4 protein-coding genes are annotated in these 2,674 nt (G+C 43.7%); all 4 read left to right on the top strand.

From position 1 onward, the window contains the following. A partial coding sequence (locus B9J87_RS13985; protein ID WP_176429538.1) for an endolytic transglycosylase MltG occupies positions 1–204 on the top strand: 204 nt, incomplete at its 5' end. Continuing rightward, complete coding sequence (gene tmk, locus B9J87_RS13990; RefSeq protein ID WP_094123824.1) at positions 201–845, top strand: dTMP kinase; 645 nt, start codon at positions 201–203, stop codon at positions 843–845. The genes B9J87_RS13985 and tmk, both read left to right, overlap by 4 nt. A 9-nt stretch (positions 846–854) precedes the next feature. Beyond that, entirely contained in the window at positions 855–1,841 is a 987-nt protein-coding gene (gene holB, locus B9J87_RS13995; protein WP_094151321.1) for a DNA polymerase III subunit delta', read from the top strand. After that, the gene (locus tag B9J87_RS14000) at positions 1,832–2,617 is read left to right on the top strand and encodes a TatD family hydrolase (protein WP_094151324.1); all 786 of its coding nucleotides are present in this window, start codon (positions 1,832–1,834) and stop codon (positions 2,615–2,617) included. Before holB ends, B9J87_RS14000 begins: the two co-directional genes overlap by 10 nt. Positions 2,618–2,674 lie beyond the last annotated feature (57 nt).

Genomic DNA, 2,674 nt, shown 5'->3' on the forward strand with positions numbered 1-2,674 from the left:
AATACTTATACTATTTTTGGTTTACCTCCTACTCCTATTGCGATGGCGGGGGAAGCTTCAATCAAAGCGGCATTAAACCCAGAGCAGAGCAATTATTTGTATTTTGTTGCCAGTGGCTCTGGTGGACACGTTTTTTCTAAAACATTGAATGAACATAATCGCGCTGTTCGCGCTTATTTAAAACAGTTAAGAACCCAGTCATGAATGCTAAGTTTATTGTTGTAGAAGGTTTAGAAGGCGCAGGAAAAAGCACTGCTATTCAATCCATTAGAGAAACACTTATTGAGTTCGGCGTGACAAATATCACTCATACTCGTGAGCCGGGTGGAACTGTTTTAGCAGAAAAAATGCGCGCCTTAGTCAAAGAAGAGCATGAAGGTGAAGTGCTTCAGGATATGACTGAGCTGTTATTAATGTACGCCGCTCGTGTTCAATTGGTTGAAAATGTGATTAAGCCTGCACTTGCGGCTGGTTCGTGGGTGGTTGGTGATCGCCATGATATGTCCTCTCAAGCCTACCAAGGTGGTGGGAGGCAAATTCCGCTAGAAACGATGCAAAACCTTAAAAAGGTAACGCTAGGTGATTTTAAGCCAGATTTTACTCTCTATTTGGACCTAGATCCGAGCATCGGTTTAGAAAGAGCCAGAGGTCGAGGTGAGCTTGATCGTATCGAAAAAATGGATATTGGTTTTTTTGAGCGCACGCGTGAACGTTACCTTGCCCTAGCTAAGGAAGATAAAAGCGTGGCCGTGATTAATGCTGAACAAACAATAGAAGCGGTGGCATTCTCTATCAAAGCAGCGTTAAACCAGTTTCTAGAAACCAATATGCTAGAGAGAAACTAGGGCTAAACATTGAGTAACAAATTGATGATAAATGATCTGTATCCTTGGTTAGCAGGCTATTGGCTTCAGTGGCAAACCAGCCTCAATAACCAGCAGTTCCCTGCGGCGAGCTTACTCGTTTCTCCCTCAGGGCTGGGCGCTGAACGGCTCATTGAGAAGTTGAGTGCAGCAGTGATGTGTTCGCATGGCCATTCAGAAGCGTGTGGGTTTTGTCATAGCTGCGAATTGATGAAGTCTGGTAGTCACCCTGATTTTCATCTGATCTCGCCTGAAAAAGAGGGGAAGGCGATTACCGTTGATCAAATTAGGCAATGCAATAAGTTGGCTCAAGAATCGGCGCAGCTTTCTGGTGCTCGCTTTATCGTTATTAATCCCGCCGATTCCATGAATGAATCAGCAGCGAATGCACTGCTCAAAACGTTAGAAGCTCCGGGGCGCAATTGTTTTTTCTTACTTGTCGCCTCTCGTATCAACCCATTACTCCCAACCATTATCAGTCGCTGTCAAAAAACGGTGCTGACACCACCGAGCAGTGAACAAGTCTCGCATTGGTTAAGTGAACAGACATCGCAACCTGTCCCTCCTTATGCGGCGCATTTAAATGGTTATTCACCACTAAATACGTTGGCGTTTATTCAATCGGGAGAGTTAGCAAAATATCAGGCTTTTGAGCAAAATATTGCTCATTGCTTAACCGATACTAGTGCCGATATTTCCGCTTGTGTGAAGCAGATTAATGAGGCACCTACCCAATATTTGGCTTGGTTGTGGACCATGTTGACCGATACGCAAAAGGTACAATTTGGCGTGGTTGAACAGCAGCAGCTTCCTATTAGCCTTCGATTAGCAAAACAGATCAGCTACCCAGTACTTTATCGCCAAACCAAGGCATTAACTCGTTTGATGGAAGAACTAAAGACGTTTAGTGGGCTCAATAGCGAGCTACTGATCAGCGATTGGCTATTTAACTTTAATGATGAGAAAACATGTTTGTAGATTCGCACTGCCACTTAGATAAACTTGATTACGATACGCTCCATATCGATGTTGCTGATGTAGTAGAAAAAGCTCGTCAAGCCAATGTTAAGCAATTGCTTTCTGTTGGCGTAACGCTGGATTCTTTTGAACCAATGTTAGAGCTTATTCAGCCCTTTGATAATGTTCATGCTTCTTGTGGTGTTCATCCACTTGACGTTGAAAGCCATTTTGAATTGACCCGCTTCCATCAATACGCGAGTCATCCCAAAGTGGTGGCGATTGGCGAAACGGGGCTAGATTATCACTATCAACCGGAAACGGCTGAATTACAGAAGTTACGGTTTTCACAGCACATTGAAACCGCCGTTGCCCTTAACAAACCTTTGATTATTCATACACGAAATGCCCGGGCTGATACTCTTGAAATGCTCCGTAATGGTGGGGCAGAAAGGTGCGGTGGTGTTATCCATTGTTTTACTGAAGATCTTGCCTTTGCACAAGCCGCTATGGAGCTTGGCTTTTATATTTCTATCTCAGGAATTGTCACGTTTAGACAAGCGACAGAATTGAAAGAAGTTGTGAAGGCGCTGCCCTTGGAACGCTTGCTGATTGAAACTGATTCCCCTTATCTTGCGCCGGTTCCACACCGTGGTCAGCAAAATCAGCCGGCCTACGTTGTTGAGGTTGCTGCTTATATCGCACAGCTAAAAAATCTGTCATTAAAAGAAATTGAAGAAAAAACGACCGAAAATTACCAAAATCTTTTTTTGCGACGGAAAGTTGAATTGTCGTGAGAAATGCGTGTAAGACGGCGTTTTTTATCAAGTTAGCGTGATAATTAACAACTTATT

The organism is Vibrio sp. V19_P1S1T109, assembly GCF_002241375.1.
GTDB lineage: Bacteria > Pseudomonadota > Gammaproteobacteria > Enterobacterales > Vibrionaceae > Vibrio > Vibrio anguillarum.

Coding starts and splice junctions, on each gene's coding strand:
- tmk (WP_094123824.1), top strand. CDS start 201: ATGAATGCTAAGTTTATTGTTGTAGAAGGTTTAGAAGGCGCAGGAAAA.
- B9J87_RS14000 (WP_094151324.1), top strand. CDS start 1,832: ATGTTTGTAGATTCGCACTGCCACTTAGATAAACTTGATTACGATACG.